Origin of the sequence: Mesoflavibacter zeaxanthinifaciens subsp. sabulilitoris (genome assembly GCF_014191595.1) — a bacterium.
Lineage (GTDB): Bacteria > Bacteroidota > Bacteroidia > Flavobacteriales > Flavobacteriaceae > Mesoflavibacter > Mesoflavibacter zeaxanthinifaciens.
The window spans coordinates 276251-293988 of the sequence record NZ_JACHWV010000002.1 but is presented as its reverse complement, the minus strand read 5'-3'; the positions used below and the strand labels follow the sequence as shown (position 1 = coordinate 293988).

25 protein-coding genes are annotated in these 17738 nt (G+C 31.5%); 12 read left to right on the top strand and 13 right to left on the bottom strand.

What is annotated here, in order from left to right:
• Positions 1-30 precede the first annotated feature (30 nt).
• Genes FHS04_RS04200 through FHS04_RS04190 form a run of 3 tightly spaced genes read left to right on the top strand, consistent with a single transcriptional unit; the run spans position 31 to position 1787 of the window.
• On the top strand, positions 31-675 hold the full coding sequence (locus FHS04_RS04200; RefSeq protein ID WP_106680411.1) for an RNA polymerase sigma factor: 645 nt from the start codon (positions 31-33) through the stop codon (positions 673-675).
• A gap of 1 nt (position 676) precedes the next feature.
• A complete protein-coding gene (locus FHS04_RS04195) occupies positions 677-991 on the top strand; it encodes a hypothetical protein (protein WP_106680413.1) in 315 nt (104 codons plus the stop codon).
• On the top strand, positions 978-1787 hold the full coding sequence (locus tag FHS04_RS04190; protein ID WP_106680415.1) for an ImmA/IrrE family metallo-endopeptidase: 810 nt from the start codon (positions 978-980) through the stop codon (positions 1785-1787). Before FHS04_RS04195 ends, FHS04_RS04190 begins: the two co-directional genes overlap by 14 nt.
• Before the next feature lie 320 nt (positions 1788-2107).
• On the opposite strand, the gene FHS04_RS04185 is transcribed toward FHS04_RS04190, so the two are convergent.
• The 13 genes from FHS04_RS04185 to FHS04_RS04125 form a co-directional block, all read right to left on the bottom strand.
• A complete protein-coding gene (locus FHS04_RS04185) occupies positions 2108-4288 on the bottom strand; it encodes a peptidase domain-containing ABC transporter (RefSeq protein WP_106680417.1) in 2181 nt (726 codons plus the stop codon).
• Positions 4281-4805: a peroxiredoxin family protein gene (locus FHS04_RS04180; RefSeq protein WP_106680419.1), complete on the bottom strand. Its 525-nt coding sequence runs from the start codon at positions 4803-4805 to the stop codon at positions 4281-4283. The genes FHS04_RS04185 and FHS04_RS04180 overlap by 8 nt, the downstream gene beginning before the upstream one ends.
• On the bottom strand, positions 4802-5236 hold the full coding sequence (locus FHS04_RS04175) for a hypothetical protein (protein WP_146131312.1): 435 nt from the start codon (positions 5234-5236) through the stop codon (positions 4802-4804). Before FHS04_RS04175 ends, FHS04_RS04180 begins: the two co-directional genes overlap by 4 nt.
• Before the next feature lie 5 nt (positions 5237-5241).
• Complete coding sequence (locus FHS04_RS04170; protein WP_106680423.1) at positions 5242-5868, bottom strand: hypothetical protein; 627 nt, start codon at positions 5866-5868, stop codon at positions 5242-5244.
• A 15-nt stretch (positions 5869-5883) separates the two neighbouring features.
• Positions 5884-6054, bottom strand: coding sequence for a hypothetical protein (locus tag FHS04_RS04165; protein WP_181256141.1), 171 nt, complete (start codon positions 6052-6054; stop codon positions 5884-5886).
• A 62-nt stretch (positions 6055-6116) separates the two neighbouring features.
• A complete protein-coding gene (locus FHS04_RS04160; RefSeq protein ID WP_146131313.1) occupies positions 6117-6329 on the bottom strand; it encodes a hypothetical protein in 213 nt (70 codons plus the stop codon).
• A gap of 346 nt (positions 6330-6675) precedes the next feature.
• Positions 6676-7107, bottom strand: coding sequence for a hypothetical protein (locus tag FHS04_RS04155; RefSeq protein ID WP_106680427.1), 432 nt, complete (start codon positions 7105-7107; stop codon positions 6676-6678).
• A gap of 3 nt (positions 7108-7110) precedes the next feature.
• Positions 7111-7599 carry a hypothetical protein gene (locus FHS04_RS04150; protein WP_106680429.1) on the bottom strand — a complete coding sequence of 163 codons (489 nt, stop codon included), beginning with the start codon at positions 7597-7599 and terminating at the stop codon, positions 7111-7113.
• Positions 7600-7629: 30 nt separating this feature from the next.
• Entirely contained in the window at positions 7630-8187 is a 558-nt protein-coding gene (locus FHS04_RS04145; RefSeq protein WP_146131314.1) for a hypothetical protein, read from the bottom strand.
• 38 nt (positions 8188-8225) lie between these two features.
• Positions 8226-8441 (bottom strand): hypothetical protein, encoded by a 216-nt coding sequence (locus tag FHS04_RS04140; protein WP_106680433.1) that lies wholly within the window; start codon positions 8439-8441, stop codon positions 8226-8228.
• A 46-nt stretch (positions 8442-8487) separates the two neighbouring features.
• Complete coding sequence (locus tag FHS04_RS04135) at positions 8488-9282, bottom strand: DNA adenine methylase (protein ID WP_106680435.1); 795 nt, start codon at positions 9280-9282, stop codon at positions 8488-8490.
• Positions 9283-9322: 40 nt separating this feature from the next.
• Positions 9323-9790 (bottom strand): JAB domain-containing protein, encoded by a 468-nt coding sequence (locus tag FHS04_RS04130; RefSeq protein WP_106680437.1) that lies wholly within the window; start codon positions 9788-9790, stop codon positions 9323-9325.
• Positions 9791-9808: 18 nt separating this feature from the next.
• Positions 9809-10981 (bottom strand): type IV secretory system conjugative DNA transfer family protein, encoded by a 1173-nt coding sequence (locus tag FHS04_RS04125; RefSeq protein WP_106680439.1) that lies wholly within the window; start codon positions 10979-10981, stop codon positions 9809-9811.
• A gap of 419 nt (positions 10982-11400) precedes the next feature.
• On the opposite strand from FHS04_RS04125, the gene FHS04_RS04120 reads away from it, so the two are divergent.
• The 9 genes from FHS04_RS04120 (at position 11401) to FHS04_RS14425 (ending at position 17611) form a co-directional block, all read left to right on the top strand.
• Positions 11401-12306, top strand: coding sequence for a tyrosine-type recombinase/integrase (locus tag FHS04_RS04120; protein WP_181256142.1), 906 nt, complete (start codon positions 11401-11403; stop codon positions 12304-12306).
• Positions 12307-12518: 212 nt separating this feature from the next.
• Positions 12519-12809, top strand: coding sequence for a hypothetical protein (locus FHS04_RS04115; protein ID WP_106680443.1), 291 nt, complete (start codon positions 12519-12521; stop codon positions 12807-12809).
• Positions 12796-13308 carry a hypothetical protein gene (locus FHS04_RS04110; RefSeq protein ID WP_106680445.1) on the top strand — a complete coding sequence of 171 codons (513 nt, stop codon included), beginning with the start codon at positions 12796-12798 and terminating at the stop codon, positions 13306-13308. Before FHS04_RS04115 ends, FHS04_RS04110 begins: the two co-directional genes overlap by 14 nt.
• A gap of 353 nt (positions 13309-13661) precedes the next feature.
• Positions 13662-14423 (top strand): hypothetical protein, encoded by a 762-nt coding sequence (locus FHS04_RS04105; RefSeq protein WP_106680447.1) that lies wholly within the window; start codon positions 13662-13664, stop codon positions 14421-14423.
• A gap of 34 nt (positions 14424-14457) precedes the next feature.
• Positions 14458-15156 carry a hypothetical protein gene (locus tag FHS04_RS04100; RefSeq protein ID WP_106680449.1) on the top strand — a complete coding sequence of 233 codons (699 nt, stop codon included), beginning with the start codon at positions 14458-14460 and terminating at the stop codon, positions 15154-15156.
• 23 nt (positions 15157-15179) lie between these two features.
• Positions 15180-16457, top strand: coding sequence for a hypothetical protein (locus FHS04_RS04095; RefSeq protein ID WP_106680451.1), 1278 nt, complete (start codon positions 15180-15182; stop codon positions 16455-16457).
• A gap of 30 nt (positions 16458-16487) precedes the next feature.
• Positions 16488-17144: a hypothetical protein gene (locus FHS04_RS04090; RefSeq protein WP_106680453.1), complete on the top strand. Its 657-nt coding sequence runs from the start codon at positions 16488-16490 to the stop codon at positions 17142-17144.
• Between the two features lie 62 nt (positions 17145-17206).
• Positions 17207-17407, top strand: coding sequence for a hypothetical protein (locus FHS04_RS04085; protein ID WP_146131315.1), 201 nt, complete (start codon positions 17207-17209; stop codon positions 17405-17407).
• A 3-nt stretch (positions 17408-17410) separates the two neighbouring features.
• Positions 17411-17611, top strand: a complete 201-nt coding sequence (locus FHS04_RS14425) for a T9SS type B sorting domain-containing protein (RefSeq protein WP_106680944.1) — start codon at positions 17411-17413, stop codon at positions 17609-17611.
• Positions 17612-17738 lie beyond the last annotated feature (127 nt).

Here is a 17738-nt window from a genome sequence, read left to right as displayed (position 1 = left end):
TCACAGAAAACACATATCATTATAGTGATTATGGATATAGAATTTCATTTACTTATTATTTCCGAAAAGGAGGCACATTTAAAAGAAGCTAGAACTTCTTTTTCTATTATTTATGAGCATTTTAGAAAGTTTCTGTATAATGTGATAATAAAAAATATCTATTATAAGTCGCATAAAGAAGAATTTGCTAAAACAATACTTAATGAAGTATTTTTCCATCTTTGGAACAATCCTTTAGCATGGGAATTCAATCCCAAAAAGCATAAATCACCTGACTCCGGTTTTAAAGCATACTTATCTACAATTGCATACTACAAAACATTGGAGTATTTAAAAGCTAATGAATCATATTTAAATAATGAGACACCAAAAGTTGATGACATTAACAACGATTGGCTATTCAAATTAGAGGTTAATGAATATGAAATTTTAGAAAATGAATTGAAAAAAAAGAATAATGTTCTGGATGGTATTTTAGCTAATCTGGAACCAAAAAAACAAGACATTGTAAGGGTTTATTTTCAGTTTTATGAGGAAGGAAAAAAAATGAGAAGTGAGAATATAAAGTTAATGGAGTCTATGTTTAACACAACTTGGGATAATATTCGACAAATAATTTCTCGTGTCAAAAAGCAAATTAAAGAAGTAACAAAAAAGACAACTAAAATTCAATAAAATGCAAACAAATAGCAATAAAGATATAGGTGAGTTATTAAAGAAATATGGATATGCTATGCCATTATCGGAAGAAGAAGTCATAGCTTTTGAAAATAAGTTTAATAAAAATTATGAGTTGCCAAGTGAGTGGTCATCCATTGATAATATCATTGAAAAAGACAACATCAATCAAAATAAGATTATCTCCCTGAATGATAATCATTTAGAAAATGGCTCTGTTAAACCATTATCTATGGCTGCAAGAGAAGGAAAAGAGATAACGGGGGAAATAAGAAAAAGAATGAATAAGGATAAAAAGGATGTACAAAAGTGATTTTCTCTCTAAATATGATGTAGTTAATTTAAATGATTTAGCCAGTGATATTTCAGATTTTTATTTCCCAGACAGTCAAATCGACCCTATAATCATAGCTAAAAAAAAACAAATCACTTATAGTTTTGGTAATTATTTAGATGCATTTGATGGATTATTAGAATGCGAGAATAATAAGTTTCACATTTACATTAATATTGACAAATTAGAGCATGCTTACTCTGAAAGAGCTAGATTTACTTTTGGGCATGAATTAGGTCACTACTTCATTGATGATCATCGCAATGCATTAATTTCTGGGCTTTCCCCAAGTCACTGCTCCGTTACAGGTTTCAAAAGTAAAAATAGAGCTGAAAGACAGGCTGATTTTTTTGCCTCATGCTTGTTAATGCCAGAAACAAGATTTCGTGGCTACTGTTTTAGAAAAAAGTTTGAATTCAGAATAATTCAAGAACTAGCTAAAAAATTTGGTACAAGTATTTCTGCTACTGCTTTAAGATTTTGCTCAATTGGCTCTCACCCTATCATGGTTGTTTATGCATTTGATAACAAAATCAAATGGTATTGGTCGTCAGATGATTTTCCATTTAAATATTTAAAACACGGTAAGGACAAGTTACCTGAAGATACAGTAGCAGGTGAATATTTCTGTTTAGGCAGAAAGTTTAATAATACTCAACAAGTCTTTGCTATGGATTGGTTTAATATTTGGAAGGATACACAAGCTGAAAAACCATTTTATGAGCACTGTTTGATAAATGGAAAACATACACTAAGTATTATTTGGGAAGCATAGTCTTTATTAGAAAAACTCTTTTTAATTAGCTTAAAAATGCTTTTCGAATCGTTCGTTTATTGCAAAATGAAAAACGCCATTATAAAATGGCGTTTTATTTTTTAATTATTATTCGAGCCAAATCTCTCTGGCTCTATCAAAACCACACCAACGATGATTTTTATCAACCCTCGAAGTACCAGTTCGTATCTAATGAACTTATTTAAAGGTATTTTATTTTCTAAAATGAAGCGTAAAATTTCTCCATCAGCAGTTGAAACCGAACCGACTAATGCACTCCAAAAGGGAAGTGGATCTTCATCCTGCTTAATGGAATCCTGCTAACTAATGATTGCTAAATCTCTCCAAAAATCACTATAAAAATTCTGTGATTCCATAAGTCTTTCGTGGTTTCCAAAGTCAGATATATTTCCGTTTTCTAAAACATAAATTCGGTCAGCAATTTTTGGTAAGGAATGTAATCTGTGAGAAATGAAAACTATAGTTAATTCAGACTTTAGTTTTTTTAATAACTCTAAAACAAACTGTTCTGTTTTTCTATCCATCCCAGAAGTAAACTCATCCAATAGTAAAACTTTTGGCTTCTTGTATAAGGCTCGCATTAATGCAATAACTTGTTTTTGACCGCCTGAAAGATTGATACCTTCTTCACCAAGTATTGTGGCATAGCCTTGTGGTAATGAATTGATGAAATCTTCAAAGCCATAATCTTGACAAAATTTAACTATATTTTCGAGTGAATCTTCTTGTCCTAAAAGTACGTTTGTAATGACATTACCACCAAAAATTGTAACCTCTTGTGGTACAACGCCTAAAATAGTTCGCCAACAATTAGTTTCTATGTCAGCAAGATTGTAATTATTATTAATCAGTATTAAACCATTTTCTAGTGTATAAAATTTTTGCAGAATCTGACCCAATGTGCTTTTACCACTTCCGCTTTCACCTACTATGGCAATACACTCATTTTTAGTGACGTTAATATTTATGTCTTTTAATAATTGACTTCTACCAGCAAAGCGAAAAGAAAGGTTTTTAATTTCTAATGAAATAAAATCTGAAATTTCAACCGTTCCTTTTTGTTCTTTATCCATTGATGCAAACTCGTACATTCTGTTAAAAGCTACTTTGGCTTCGTTAATAGGAATAGTTATTAAAGCCAAACTTGCAACAGAAGGCAATAAACTCCCAGCAACACCCAAAACAGCCATTAACTCACCTAACAGCATTGTTTCGTTATAAACCTGTATAGATGTATAAACTAAAATACCCATTAAAAACAACACGCTAAAAACACCAGAAAAAATAGATAAACGCACATTAATTTTACCAAGAGTAAAGACTTTCTCTTGATAGTTACCATAGACTAGTTGATTGATTTTTTGAAATATGGTTTGCCTGTTATTGTTTTTGATTGTGGCTATACCTTGCATTGAAGTTATGTAGTTACTCTCACTAAAGGCATAACCTTGCATCACTTCTTTTTGTGCATTGATAATCCTTTTATTAAAACTATAAATAAGCATAAAATAGAAAGGCAGGCTTACAAAAGCTATTAAACCTGTTTGCCATGAATAGTAAAACAAAAGGCCTATAGATACGATGGTAACTAAAGCATTGATAACGACATTGCTTACAATCTGGCTAATTACACGCTGAACTCTTTGTGTATCATTTAATCTTGCAACAAGCTCGCCAATTTTACGAGTATCGAAAAAGGGTTTTGGCAAATTAAGTAAAGACATATAAAAACTATCGACTATACGGTTGTTAAAGTCTTTGGTTTGGCGAATTAAGAAATAATCTCTTAACGCTGTGAACAACACTCTAATTAATAACAAAAAAGCTACTAAAGCTATACCTGTAACGAGTTTATTAAAGTCTTTTGAAGGCAAAATATCATCTATTAACTTTTGAGAGAAAATTGCCATTGCCATACCGAGAATAGCAATACCCATACCCAACAATACACTAAAAGAAATTAAACGGTAATCTTCTTTAAGCAGTTTTAAAAACCATTGTTTTTTGTTTTGGTTTTGGGTTTCTGTTTTTACAAAATTTTCGTTTGGTGCAAGTGTTAAGCAGGTTTTAGATTTCCAAATGGCTTCTAACTCTTCTTTGGTGTAGCTTATAATGCCTTTTGCAGGATCACCAATGATAAATTCACCATCTTTGTAACCATAACAAATAACGTAATGCTGCAAGCGTTCTTCAATAACTACATGAAGTATTAGAGGTTCATTGTGGTCTATTACAGCTTGTAAATCTGCCTCGTTACCTTGTGCAATAAACCCTAACTTGTTTGCCGCTTGGTATAAGCCCAAAAGTGTAGTGCCTTGCTTGGTTGTACCGCTTAACTCACGTAGCTTTTCTAAATTGTTTGTACCACCGTAAAATTGAATAAGTGATAACAAACAAGCTACACCACAATCGCTTTGGTCGTGCTGTTGTGTAAAGGTTTGTTGTAAGTGCTTTTGCGACAGTTTGATAGCTTTACTCATTGTATTGTAATGCTCTTAAAATGCCTTTGGCATTAAGTTGCCCTTTGTGCTTTTTAATTAGCTTTTGCTCGTTATCGTAGATTAGGATAAAAGGAATAGATGCAGCACCAAATCGACTAGAAAAAGTATTAAGGTTATCATATAAAAATGTAATGTTTTGTTTATTGTTTAAATTATACTGTTCTGAAAATTGCCTAATAGTGTTAATAGGTTCTGTGGATACAAACATGAATTGTACCTCTTTAAAGCTTTCTAAATTATCACTTATGCTTTGTGCCTCGTGTTGGCAAAAATCGCACTCGGTGTTAAAGTAAATGAAAATGGTATTTTTCTCTGGTTTTAGGTCTGCTTTGGTAAATGGCTGTTGCTCTAAAGTTAAAAACTCAAACTCTGGGATGGTTTGCAACTGTTTGGCTATTTGATTTTTTTCTTGTATGCCAATAACTACGCTGTAAACCAAATAAGCCAACAATACTAATAATAGAATAGCAACCGCTTTTTTAAAAACACTTTTCATTGGGTTAAATTTTGGGTTTTAACTCTTTCGTTAATAACATCTATTACTTCATTTAGCTTTTGCATTGATTCTTCAGAAATTAATGATGTGTGTATCTTTATTTCCTCACTATTTGTTTTTAGTAGACGAGTATCACTTAATTTTATAACCTTGTTAACTTCGTTTAGATTAATTTGCTTATTAAAAAAAGGGTTGTAGTGTGTTTTAAGTATACCATTAAAAACACTTATGTAACCCTTATATTTATCTTGAAAAAATGCCCACAGATGAAAAAAGCCTAGAGCTATATAGCCATAAAAAAAATAATGCTCTTTGTTTACAAATAAACCAATGACACCAAGTAAAAGCCACACAATACCTTGCAATAAGTTAAGTCTTTTTTGCTGTCTCTTATGGTATATCGTAAAGTTTGGTGTTATTAAATCTTTCATATACATTAACTCATATTTAAAGTAAAAAACATAACACCAACTACCCAAATTAAAAGACCAACACCATAACTACTTGCTACAATAGACAAACCTTTATCTGTATTTTCGTTTAACTCTTTACCAATTAAGTAAGCTAGTATAAACCAATACGCCAGCTCAAATAAATTGAGTACTTGAAACGGATAGATAAACCAAGGTTGTAAACCCTTATAGCCTATAATGTTTAAGGCTGATAATGGATAGAAGTATTGTAAATCTTCTAAAGTATAGCTGGTTTGAAAAAAATAAAACCAAGCAGTTTTAAAAACTATAACTAATAAAAAGACAAACTCTGCCTTAACCACTATATTAAATAGTTTTTTGTATTTAATTTCTTTGCCGAAAAAGAAACAGCCTGCATCTAAAATGGCAGAGATGATTGAGATTTTTATTAGAAGAATTAATGGTAAAATTACGAAACTGACCCACTCCCATCTTTTTTGAAAAAGCAAAGCTTCTTCAATTTGTTTATAAGAAAATTGTTCTGCTAAAGAATTAATTAACAATGCATCTGAGTTTAAAAGTTCATTTGAAATAGTGCTAAACAAGATTGAAATAAGCGTTAAAATAAGGAAGTAATATTTTTCTAACATTATTTAGAATATTAATCAAGATCTTGTATTGTAGTAAAGCATTACAATAAATAGAATTAATCCTGAAATTAATAAAATTGTTGGCAATGTCTCTATTTCGTTTTTACTATAATTGAGCATCAATAAAACAATTAGTAAAGCTGCTCCAATTGTTAATCCTATCTTAGTGAATTTTTTCAAGTTCATTTTTTAATTTTTAAGTGAACTCTGAGCTACTATTTATAGTAACTCAGAGTAATTAATAATTATTATTGCGGAATTTCTCCACAGCCATTAGCAATTTGCCCAGCAATATTTAATCCAGCACTTGCACCAAAAAATGCAATGGCTAAACCAGCGGGAGGAAATAACATAGCTCCTATAACGGTAATTCCAAGAGCTACTGCGGCTATTTGGCAACCTGTACTTGAAGCATTACCACCATTAATGTTTTCCATTTGACTAAATTCTAAGTTTTTCATAATAAAATTTGTTTTTAAATTAAAAAATAACGCCAAAACTATTTTGGCTGCTTGAATAAAACTAACATGAGCTAATTATACTAATGCGATGTAATAAGTAGCGTTATTATGTAATAAATAGATATACCTTTTGGATCCGTAATTTGAAGTTGAAAAGCACTCTTTTAAGGTATTTGAGTATTTGACTTGTAGAAAGTAAATATCGCATAACAAATAACTCAACATAATTAAACTTAAAATTGCTTAAAAGCATTTAAAAAAAGCACATTATATAATGTGCTTTTATAATTCAATTTTAATTAACCATAACAAAGTTTTGGTTAAACTGCTTATTAAATTAAGAATTTTAAAGCCAAATTTCTCTGGCTTTATCAAAACCACACCAACGATGGTTTTTATCAAACCCTCGTAGTGCAAGCTCATGACGTATTATTTTATCTAATGGTATTTTATTTTCTAAAATAAATCGTAAAATTTCTCCATCAGCAGTAGAAACCAAACCCACTATTGCATCCCAAAAGGGAAGTGGCTCTTGATCTTGCCTTATAACATCCAATTGCTTATAACTAAGCTCTGAATAATTTATTGGCAAGATATCCAAAAACGTCATTTCCATCTCGCTGGCAGTAGCTTGTTCGCATACCGCCCAGTTATCTTCCGGTCCGTGAATGACACCAAAGGCAATACCTGCAATACGATATTTAAAGTTTAACCACATGGCATGGTCTATTGCCTTTTGTTGGTCATCAAACACGTCTAAAAAATTATCCTTTTTCATAACTTATTTAGAAGAAGGTTCTACTCTCCCATTTAGAGAAATCACATCATCTTTTGAAGACTTTGGATCTTTGCCTTTTTTACGAAGTAAACGTTGCGTATTAAACAGGGAACGACATTTTATGTTGAACTCTGTATAACTTAGACGCTCATTTTCGTTTTTTACGGTTTTAGAATAAGCATCGTACAATTCAGCGTTGGTTAACTGATTGTCTTTTGCTTTCACAATAGTGTCTAAAACCAAACTGGCTACAGGGTTTAATCCGTTTTCAGTTTCAGAAAAATCAAATCCTAATTCCTCAATTTGTTTTCTACGTTCATCATCGGCATACTTAAGTAAAACAGATACATCTTTACGATAATCTTTTAAGCGTGCAACGACTTCACGTTTCTCGTCTTTTGCTTTTTCAATTTGCACTTCAGTTTGTTCTAGAAGCTCTTGGTCTGTTTTGATATTTTCTATCAAAACATCCACGATACTTGCATCTTTCATTGTATTGAATTTTAAAGGTTAAAAAAATAATTATTGTAGTAACCATAGTTTATGAACGACCAATTCTTCTTTTGAAAATTGCCCTTCAGATACTATGTTTTCAATTTCAGCTTCAGCTTCTTCTTTGGTATCAAAAAAGTAGGAAGGTTTTGTTGTAACAGCGTATACATCTTCTGCTAGTACATCACTAGTGAAAATGCCAAACACTTTTTTAGTAGTTCCTGTTTTCAGTAAAAGGGAACGATAGTTTGAAACATCATAACTATCCCACTCCTCGACTGGTTTACTGGCTAAATAGTGAATTTCATTTTGAGTTCTTTGGAAAAAACCATCCACTTCTTCCTGCTCTAATTTTGGGTAAGCAATAATGGACTGCTCTAGCTTATCAACTTGGTAAAGCAGTACGTTTAAGTCGTTTCCTATAATATCCAATAACTCTTCATCGGTTTTATAGGATAGGACTTCTAGTGACCAAGAATCTGGGAAGAGCCACATCACTAAATCATTAAGCTCTTCACGAGTGAAATACTTAAATAAATTTTGTGTGATACTTTGCTTTTTGTCTTGTTGGAATCGTTCTGCGAGCAACTCTAAAAAGATAAGTATGCGACGTTTTTCTCTTAATGTCATGATTCCTTATCTTTAGGTTCACAATGGTTTTCTATGGTGGCTAAAAGATGGTTATAATCGCCACTCTTTGCCTCCGCTAAAACCATTTCAATTTCAGAAGTACTCCAGCCTTCTTTTTTTGCTTGTCTTTGGAATACACCCATAATCATAAAGGCATTTCCGTTTACGCCAACCAAATCGAGGTTAACGGTTTTATCGATTACTCGTTTCATATGTAATTGTATTGTGCATCTATTGGATGCGGATTAATAATTCGGTTTATTTTAAAGGGTAGTTTGCAGTAAGAACTTCTGTTTTTTTACTGTCTCTGGATTTTCCAGCAATAGCTTTTTTTGCAGTAAGAGGTTTTGAAAACTGTTTGGTGTACCAACCATTTTTTTGGATATAAGCATCCAAAATTTTTGAAGGATAGCTACTCAACAGAAACTTTCCTTTAATATTGGAAAGCGTATCTAACAGCTTTTCAAAATCTGCTTCGGTGTAACCACCATAGTGTCCTTGATTGGAGTTGATATAAGGTGGGTCAATATAATGGAAAGCATCATCAGTATTATAAAGTTCTAAAACTTTGCATGCGTTAGTATGCTCAATTTGAACATTGGACAAGCGTCTGAAGATGGTTCCATCAAACTGCAATTTCTTGTTCTGAAATGCTTTTACTCGTTTACTATATTTATCAAATCCCCAAGACCCAATCCTGCACCCAAATCCCATATTGGTAGCTACATAAAACGCCCAAGCTTGTTGTAATTTGTTAAACAAGTGTGGCATTCTATATATAGTCCAAGCGACTGAATACGTAGCTCTTGAAAAGGTGGTGGCTTCAATCTTCGCTTTAAGATTCTCAAAGTCAGTTTTACAGACTTCATAAAAATTGATAACCATTGCATTGGTATCATTTATGATTTCTGATTCTGCTTTTTCTTTAGCAAAAAAGACTGCACCACCTCCAAAAAAAGTCTCCGTATAAATTTTATGTTCAGGGATATTAGGAAGGATATGTTGAAGCATATTCAACTTACCTCCATAGTAGGTTATGGGTGTTTTAGGCATAATGGGGAAGTGATAAATAAAGTTTGATAAAGTAGGTTAGCTAGAGCTCACGCTCATAAGCAAAGGACAAAAAGGATTCTGAAGTAATGATGAGATGATCTAACAAGGTTATCTCCATCTTATCGGCTAATAGCTTTAGCTTTTGTGTTTCTTTTTTATCACTTTCAGAAATTTTTAATTTTCCTGATGGGTGATTATGAGCAACAATAATAGCTACAGCATTTGTTTTTAAAGCAATTTGAAAAATAAGTTTTGGACTTATTTGTACACCTTTGGTTGTTCCTGTAGTAATTTCAGAAACACCAATCAATCTGTTTGAATTTGTTAATGTTAGCAACCAGAATGCTTCCTTTAAATCCAAAGTATTTGGATTTATAAATTGTCTTAAGGTTTTAACAGCATCTTCTGGTTGGGTAATAGAAACCATGGAATCAAACAAAGGTCTTTTGTAATGCAATTCTATTTCTGCACAACTCAATAATTGAGTTGCAAGCTGTTTTGTTTTCATTTGAATAAAGGTTTAAAATTAGAGAATGGTATCTGCGCTAAAAGGAGTTGATGGTTTTCCATCAATCATTAAGCGCAAGTAAATAGAATAGTTGGCTAGCGATATAAAGTCTTCAGTTTTAAAAATTGGATAGAATTCTTTTGCCATCAATTTAGCATCCGTAATTCCAAGTCTAAAGGCGACTATGGTGCCTACGTTTCCAAGAACACTAGCGCGAACTTGGGGATCAAGCTGATAGAGAAATTGATTCGCTAAAACCAATCCAATTTTGAACTTTCGTACTTGCGCCAAAAGTTCGGCAATGAGTTCTGTTCCTGTTAGGGTTTGAAACTCATCTATGTATAGAAAAAAAGGAGTTCGGTCTTCCTCTCGAATATCAATTCGTGAAAAAGATGCCGAGGCAAGGGAAGTAAGCAGTAAACCTCCAAGAATATTGGCAACGTCTGCTCCTACATGTCCTTTAGAAACATTAATAATCAATATCTGTTTTTTATTAATAATTGATCTCAAGGACAATTGCTCTTGGTTCTCAATAAGTACCTTCCGAACAATTTTGTGACTTAAGAAGCCTCCAAGCTTGTTCATAATAGGTAACAAATCATTCGGTTTATACTTCGGAAATTCCTTCAACCAAAAGGTTTTGATATCTTGGTTTTGAATATGGTTTAAACAGGCATCTCGATATGATTTCTCATGTAAAAGTTTTAGGATGTCCGAGAGTTTGGCTTTCGGCTGATCCAATAAGGTTAGCAAAATCATTCGTAAGATGTGTTCCATTTTCATTCCCCAAGCACTTTTCCAATTGCGTTGAAAGATTTCTAAAATATTAGAAGCTACTAGTGACCTTTTTGAAGACGAGACTCGTTTTAATGGATTGTATCCAAAATGCAATTCGGGATTCGTCACATCAAAATAGATAATGTCTCTCTGTACAAAGCGATCTTTGAGCTTTTCATAAATCTCGCGAGAAGCGTCACCATGAACATCTACAAAGGCGAATCCACGATGAGCTTCGGCATCTTGCAGCATAAGGGTTTTTAATAGTGACGTTTTGCCTGTACCTGATTTTCCAAAGCAATAAAAATGAAATAATCTATCGGCTTGTTTAATACCAAAGAGCTTTTTGTCTGTTCGGAAATTAGTACGTGCAAAGTAACTGACGTCATACAATAGAGAATGATGCCAATACATAAGAAAGGAAGAACAATTAGAAGGAATAAACTATTGAATTGTAACAGTAGTATCTACTGCGGAAAGAACTCTTGCTTTATTTTAAAGTTATGGTACAGTTTAGAAATCTTAATAAGGTCTTTTTTACACTCAACTTACTACCATTATAACATATTTCAGGAAAAAGAAACCGTTGAGAAAAGCATTGGGTTTTACCCCTTGCTAATTTTTAATTTATGAATTATACTATTACCAGTAACTTAAATACAAAGAAACCTCGTTGGGCGAAAGCCTCGTCTTTTTGTATGCTGATATTTTTTTAGTATATAAAAAAGATTAAAGGAAACAACGCGTGTTTATTTATTTACCTCAAACGTATTTACTTGGTTGGGGTATATAAAAGACCCGCTAGATTTCCTTTTGGCGGGTCTTTTATGATTATGACTATAAAAAACGCTATAAAGATTTATCTAGAATGGAAACAAACACATACAAGTTCAGCTTATACAACTTATAAGATTAGACTTAATCAATTTGAAAACTTTATTAAAAACAAAGAAAACTTATCTGAAATAAATGGTGATGATATCATCGCCTTTCATAGAAGTTTAGAGGAAAACTACAGTCTTAACACAATCGCATATTCTGCAAGAGTGCTAAAAAATTTCTTTTGGTTTTGGCATGGTAGAGGTGAAAGTTCTTTTAATCCAAAAGAAATTATTCCTATTCGTTACATAAGTGCTGACAAGGACATTGTTACAGCAGAAGATATACGTGACATGAGTGATTTATTAAAAGTTTACAACTTACAAGATTTACAAAAGAAATTAGTTATTCATTTGTTATGGGATACAGGTATGCGATTAAGCGAACTTTTAGATATTAAAATTTCTGATATCAATGAACAGGGTAAAGATGGATTAAGAACTGCAAAAGTAAGAACCCGAAAAAGTATGAGGTATAACCTCGTAATCTGGGGAACCGAAACTAACGATTTGTTAAACAGATATTTAGGTATTAGACTATGCATGGATACAGATTCTAATTACTTGCTTATAAATCCAAAAACTCAAAAAGTATTTACTCCTAGAAGCATCCAAAGATGGATTAACCAACTATCAGATTTAGCTATGTTAGATAAGCATCTCACTCCACATAGTTTTAGACACGGTAAAGCAAATTTTATATTAGATCAAGGTGGTAGTGTTAGAGATGTAAGTGCACTACTGCGACACGTTAAACCAGAATCTAGTTTTCAATATATGCAACTATCTAAAAAAAGGTATGAAGATGTAGCAAGACGTTATCTTACGAAATTTGCACCATCAAATTTACAGTTTACTTAAAACAATCCTTATGGGTTGTTTTTTGTTAGCTTTAGATATATAATGATATTTAGTACTTTCAACTATAAATAAACTTTAGATGTTTTTAATGATTTATAAAGTTCATACTTTGTATTTAAGTTACTACCTTGTTGTAGTAAAGGATATGACATAATTTCTTAAAGGGCTATGCCCTTTTAAAAAAGAAACCTTAATGTCGTAAAATACCCTTTATGCGACACAAATTAAAAATTATCATAAGTTTATTGGGTATTACCCTAAGGTTAAAGTACATAAAATTAAATTTTAGTATGCCTAAATTTTATAATGTTGTCACACGTAAAACATTAAACAAACCCGTTAATAATAAACATATCTATCATAAAGTAGGTGTGATTAAAATCACTGAAAATGGTGGTTGGTTTTTACAGCTCTACCAACAGCCAAATACAGACTTTATGATATTTCCTAACCATAAGGATAATTTACCAGTCATTGATTTTGGTAGTCATGAAGCTGAATAATACTACACCTGTTCCAAATATCGTTTTTGATCATCAAATCAAATTATTAAGTGGTTCTGCTTTGCGAGTGTATTTAAAAATTATAAGAAACGTATTAGGGTGGAGAGATGTTAATGGTCAAGTCAAAAAACGTGATTGGATATCGCATTCACAATTTGAAAAAACTGGACTATCAAATAGAAGTGTTACCAACGGTATTCAAGAACTTATAGACAAACAACTCATAAAGGTTACAGATTATTTAGGAAATGACCTAAAAGAACCTTTTCTACGAAAAAAAACTAAAAGAGTTTACTATTCTATTCATCTAAATAACTCAGAAAAAAATGCGTTAAACAACGAAAAAACAAAAGAAATCCCAACGCAAAACCTGCGTTCTACAAAAGAAATTTCTTTACCAAAGTACAATGCAAATGAACGCATACCTGATCACATCAGAATTGAACAAATTAAACAAGAACAAGAACTTAAACAAATAAAAAGAGATAACTGGGTATAGTTATCTCTTTTTAAATAGAATCAAAAACGTTAGTTAAAATTAAAGAATTTTAACAATTATCTCCTTATAAAGCCACTTATAACACCATTTAGAACGTTTTTTCTTTTTACCATAAATTCAACCAAAAATTACTTTAATAATTAACCAACTTCATACAAATTAATTATTTGATGATGCTTTATGAGTTTTAAGAGTTTAAAATCTTTGATATTTGTTATTACTCTATTTTCCACAACAATTGTTTACACTCAAGTAAAAATTGGTGATAATCCTTCTTAATAGATATAACATCAATTTTAGAATTAGAAAGTCAAGATAAAGTTTTTGTAATAACCAGAATCTCTAATACTCAAATGAACTCTTTATCTCCTTTACCAGGAGCAATAGTATATAATATTGATTTTGATTGTGTATATACCTTTGATGGAAGTTCATGGAAAAGTCTTTGTGATGAGGCTAACGTAACTTCTGCTTCAACCGCACCCTCAGAAAATACTATAGGTGATATCTGGTTTAATACTGATACTAATATTATAAGCATCTGGAACGAAACAGATTGGCTACCTATAAATATTAATCCTAGACGAGGAACAGGAGCACCTGATGATAGTATTATTGATCCATTAGCTGGTGATATTTATGTCGATGAAATTACTGGTAATTTATACACATTTAATGGCTCTGATTGGTCGCAAGTTAATCCTAATATTATAGCCAATAATGGGTTAACACTTAACAATAATGTTATTCAATTAGGAGGAAATATGATTCAACCTACAGTAATAACTACAACTAGTGTTAATACACTTTCAATAGTAGGGCTAGAAAATGTTACCTATGATGCTAACACAGATAATATTGTCATATTAGATAGTACTACAGGTATATTAAAATCAACAGATAGCGTTATAAATCAAGAACAAGTAATCATTATTGCTGATACTAATCAAATTCAATTTACAACTTCATTAAATATTACAGATGCTAATAAAATAGATGTTTATAGAAACGGCGTTAAAATTGACTTCAACATTATAAATAACACAACTATTGAATTAGATCCTGAAGCCATCTGCTTTGAGGGTGATGAAATAAGAATTGTTCAATTACACTAAATAAATAAGACCAATAATAATTTAAAGAATTAAAATGAAAACAAGAATTTTAAAATTTGGAATGGCATTAACATTTATACTTTCAAATTGTATGTTACATGCGCAAGAAACTACTACTGATATTGGAAAAAAATCTGCTGTTACTCTTGGAGGTACAAATGGTTCTGTTAAAGTAATAGACAATAAAGGTACAATCAAATATCTTCAAACAGCAAATGGTTTAACAACATTTACTGATACAGCTCCTGACGGAGGTATTATTACTACCTGGCAACTTGGTGGTACCTTAAACTCAAATACAAATATTGAAACAGGAGATAATGAATTTAAACTCACCTTAGATTCTGGTGATGAATTTGTACTAGATGGAGTTATCCAAGAAACAGGAGTTTCTGCTGATGGAACAACAATTGGGACCTCAGGATGGACCTTATTGGTTAGAGATGAAGCTACAGGTGAAGTTAGAAAATTATTAGCAGAAGACATTGTAAGTGGTATTAGAGTAGAATATACACAAGGCACAAACGCATCAGCTGATGTGGATATAACAGTTACAGGGTTACCAACACTAACATCAGGTACTACTGCTAAATTATTTGTCTATAGAAATGGGGCTAAATTGAGATTTGGAACTGATTTTTCAGTAACAGCAGATACCGTAACAATTACTTATAGTGCAACTGACTTACCTATGTATTCTGGCGATGTGATAAAAATTCAGTATATAAAATAATTGGTCTTTAAGAATAATCTAAAATGATTAATCCTTCTTATTTAGTAAAATCATTTTTAATCTCTTGTGTTTTGATAAGTGTTTCCTTTTCTTATGCACAAAAGATCAGTGTTATTGACAATAAAGGAACATTCAGAACAGTAAATAACAACCAAGTTACTACAGCCTCAGTTGCACCTGCAAACCCTTTAGTAGATGATGTTTGGTTTGATACAAACACCTCACCTAATATTGCCAAAATCTGGGATGGCACACAATGGTTAACTATTTCTAATAATGGTAATTTTTGGGCTTTATCAGGAAATTCTGGCACAGATGATAGTACAAACTTTTTAGGCACTACCGATGGGCAAGCTCTTATCCTAAAATCTAATAACATCGAAAAATTACGAATACACGCTACCAAAAGTCAAGTACTTATTAACCAAGCACCAACCTTTAATAATCATCCTCTAGTAATAAAAGCTAATGGAGTAGATGTTTTAGCATTTCAAGATAATACAGGAACGCCTAAATGGCATTGGAACTTGCTAAGTGATGGTCTTAACTTTGTAGAAAGTAACATAGCAGACTTCCGATTATATTTAGAAAATGGTGGTGATGTTGGTATAAATACAGACAATCCAAGTGAGCGTTTAGATGTAAACGGAAAATTAAGAGTAAGAGATATCCAGACCAATTCAGCAGATCAAGAAATCTTAACAACAACTTCAACAGGAGTAGTAGAAAAAAAACTTTTAATAGCCACAGAAACAGATAACCAATTAGATCTAGGCGCTAATGGTGGTATATATTTAGGTCCTACAGTGTATAATGGATCTTTTATAATCAGTGCACCTGGAGGTAATTTCTCTACAACATTTAACCAAACTATTAATGGGTTGCCTTTTCTACCATCACAAATAACTTTTGTTGCCCATGCTAATATAGAATCTAGTAATATTGACAATGATAGTGGCGTTGGGAATAATAACACAGGAATTAATAATTCTTTTGGAACCATGAATGGTTTTGTTAGGAATGATGGTAGTTCTAATACACAACAAGTTATTTATATTGGGGGACATGGTAACTCAATAAATGATATATCTAGGTATGCCTCAAACTCGAATTGTATAGGCGTACGATACGGAAATCAAAATGGTGATGATTTAGGAAAAATTACAGCTTATTTAAGTTCATTTAATACAAATGGTTTTACATTAAGTGTTAGTTATACTTTAGGTACAGTAGGGAATACTCCAACACGAAGAGAGGTACTAAGCGAAAGCCTACTAATATTATATACAGCCTATAAATAGAGAGCTATGTTCAAAAGGGTTTTCTATATCATGTTTCATCTAAATATTGTTTTTGTAATCTCCCAAAGTGCTCTTCAAAATTTTGGCAATATCCAAATTCATAATGATGGCAAATTAGGTTTTCATATTAACCTTATAAATGACGGAACGTTTAATATGAATGAAGGCTTAGCTGGTTTTTATTCTTCAGAAGGTAGTTTATCTATTTCTGGAACTCAAATTTTACAGTTTCATAATATGGAAATTGATATAGCTAATAGTCTTAATTTAGATATAAATACAATAGTTACTAATACACTCAGTTATCTAAATGGTTATTTAATAACACCTAGGGATTTCCCTAAGATTTCACTAGATTTCTCAGAAAACTCAAATTACTTATTTGAATCTGATTCAAGACATACAAATGGTTATGTGAATAAAATAGGTCAAAACATGTTTACATTTCCTATAGGAGACTATGGTAAAATAAGACCGCTTTCAATACCTTTTCAACCAATATCAACTAATTTTAATGCTGCATACTTTTTTGAAGACCCTAACTTTCCTTCAACATTCAATACAAGTTTTGATACTACCCAAATGGATAGTTATTTAAATAAAGTAAGTATAGAAGAGTTTTGGGATTTTAATGGAGAAATTACAACTTCTGTCAAACTTACTTGGAACTCCTTAAGTGATATCTAAAACCTCACCAATAATGATTTAATGAATTTAAGGGTAGTCGGTTGGAATAATTTAAATAACCAATGGGAAGACTTAGGCAATTCAAATATTACAGGAACAACAACCCAAGGTTCAATAACCTCTTTGATTTTACGCCTAATGATTATGAGATTATTACTTTTGGCTCTTTGATTGGAGCAGATAACTTAATTATTAACAATGGCATAAGTCCTAATAACGATGGCTTAAATGACACATTTGTTATTAAAGGTATTGACTCTTAGAAAATTCAATTAAAATTTACAACAGATGGGGGGCAAATTGTTTTCGAAACCTCTAACTATCAAAATGATTGGAATGGTACATCAACAAATAAAAAAATTATTTTAAACAAAAATGGAAAACTACCTATAGGTACATATTTTTATTTTCTGAACCTACCAAATGAAAACAAAAAATACTCTGGTTGGATTTACATAAACTATTAACTTTAAAAAATCGAGAGGATATTTTTTGTACACACACTCAGCGAACTATCATTATTTATCTTCATTTATAATAACTCATAAAAAAGTTTATTAGTTTTGAACCACATAATTATAAACAAAAAAACGA

Bases quoted from the DNA above. Each gene is read 5' to 3' on its own strand.
- FHS04_RS04170 (WP_106680423.1), bottom strand. From the start codon at position 5,868: ATGTTAGAAAAATATTACTTCCTTATTTTAACGCTTATTTCAATCTTG.
- FHS04_RS04195 (WP_106680413.1), top strand. From the start codon at position 677: ATGCAAACAAATAGCAATAAAGATATAGGTGAGTTATTAAAGAAATAT.
- FHS04_RS04200 (WP_106680411.1), top strand. From the start codon at position 31: ATGGATATAGAATTTCATTTACTTATTATTTCCGAAAAGGAGGCACAT.
- FHS04_RS04115 (WP_106680443.1), top strand. From the start codon at position 12,519: ATGCGACACAAATTAAAAATTATCATAAGTTTATTGGGTATTACCCTA.
- FHS04_RS04110 (WP_106680445.1), top strand. From the start codon at position 12,796: ATGAAGCTGAATAATACTACACCTGTTCCAAATATCGTTTTTGATCAT.
- FHS04_RS04155 (WP_106680427.1), bottom strand. From the start codon at position 7,107: ATGAAAAAGGATAATTTTTTAGACGTGTTTGATGACCAACAAAAGGCA.
- FHS04_RS04135 (WP_106680435.1), bottom strand. From the start codon at position 9,282: ATGCCTAAAACACCCATAACCTACTATGGAGGTAAGTTGAATATGCTT.
- FHS04_RS04125 (WP_106680439.1), bottom strand. From the start codon at position 10,981: ATGTATTGGCATCATTCTCTATTGTATGACGTCAGTTACTTTGCACGT.
- FHS04_RS04095 (WP_106680451.1), top strand. From the start codon at position 15,180: ATGATTAATCCTTCTTATTTAGTAAAATCATTTTTAATCTCTTGTGTT.
- FHS04_RS04085 (WP_146131315.1), top strand. From the start codon at position 17,207: ATGGGAAGACTTAGGCAATTCAAATATTACAGGAACAACAACCCAAGG.
- FHS04_RS04120 (WP_181256142.1), top strand. From the start codon at position 11,401: ATGACTATAAAAAACGCTATAAAGATTTATCTAGAATGGAAACAAACA.
- FHS04_RS04175 (WP_146131312.1), bottom strand. From the start codon at position 5,236: ATGAAAGATTTAATAACACCAAACTTTACGATATACCATAAGAGACAG.
- FHS04_RS04185 (WP_106680417.1), bottom strand. From the start codon at position 4,288: ATGAGTAAAGCTATCAAACTGTCGCAAAAGCACTTACAACAAACCTTT.
- FHS04_RS04130 (WP_106680437.1), bottom strand. From the start codon at position 9,790: ATGAAAACAAAACAGCTTGCAACTCAATTATTGAGTTGTGCAGAAATA.
- FHS04_RS04165 (WP_181256141.1), bottom strand. From the start codon at position 6,054: ATGAACTTGAAAAAATTCACTAAGATAGGATTAACAATTGGAGCAGCT.
- FHS04_RS04160 (WP_146131313.1), bottom strand. From the start codon at position 6,329: ATGAAAAACTTAGAATTTAGTCAAATGGAAAACATTAATGGTGGTAAT.
- FHS04_RS04180 (WP_106680419.1), bottom strand. From the start codon at position 4,805: ATGAAAAGTGTTTTTAAAAAAGCGGTTGCTATTCTATTATTAGTATTG.
- FHS04_RS04090 (WP_106680453.1), top strand. From the start codon at position 16,488: ATGTTTCATCTAAATATTGTTTTTGTAATCTCCCAAAGTGCTCTTCAA.
- FHS04_RS04190 (WP_106680415.1), top strand. From the start codon at position 978: ATGTACAAAAGTGATTTTCTCTCTAAATATGATGTAGTTAATTTAAAT.
- FHS04_RS04105 (WP_106680447.1), top strand. From the start codon at position 13,662: ATGAACTCTTTATCTCCTTTACCAGGAGCAATAGTATATAATATTGAT.
- FHS04_RS04100 (WP_106680449.1), top strand. From the start codon at position 14,458: ATGAAAACAAGAATTTTAAAATTTGGAATGGCATTAACATTTATACTT.
- FHS04_RS04140 (WP_106680433.1), bottom strand. From the start codon at position 8,441: ATGAAACGAGTAATCGATAAAACCGTTAACCTCGATTTGGTTGGCGTA.
- FHS04_RS04150 (WP_106680429.1), bottom strand. From the start codon at position 7,599: ATGAAAGATGCAAGTATCGTGGATGTTTTGATAGAAAATATCAAAACA.